This window comes from Candidatus Nanopusillus massiliensis (assembly GCF_920984865.1).
The window spans coordinates 554942-555368 of the sequence record NZ_OV100765.1 but is presented as its reverse complement, the minus strand read 5'-3'; the positions used below and the strand labels follow the sequence as shown (position 1 = coordinate 555368).

Here is a 427-nt window from a genome sequence, read left to right as displayed (position 1 = left end):
ATATTATATTATTTAAAGTTTCTATATCTTTTTCTATAGAATTTAATAAGTTTTTATGGGAGGATAATTTATTATTTTATCTATTTTATTTATATCTTTTAGAATTTTATTTGTATTTTTATCAAAATCCCTAATATCTGATGTTGCTCTTGAGAAAATACCCCTTAATCCAGGATTAATCTTGCCTAAGTTTTCTTTAAAACTTTCCAATTTAGATTTACCAATTCTAAATACTTTTATTATAAATGCAATAATTAATACTAGGTATAACAAAAGGCAAAAAGAGATATGTAGTGATTGCAGATATTATTACTGCAATTATAGTATTTTTATGTCCTAAATCTTCATGAATAATATTTAAGAATCTTTTAAATATAAAAAATAAAGAAAAAAATGAGACTAAATATGGTAAATTTGTTATAATAAT

The 427-nt window shown here is 19.9% G+C and carries 1 protein-coding gene; it reads right to left on the bottom strand.

Annotation, left to right across the window (positions count from 1 at the left end; translation table 11 throughout):
• Positions 1-42 precede the first annotated feature (42 nt).
• Entirely contained in the window at positions 43-273 is a 231-nt protein-coding gene (locus tag LUA84_RS03670) for a hypothetical protein (protein ID WP_231434494.1), read from the bottom strand.
• Positions 274-427 lie beyond the last annotated feature (154 nt).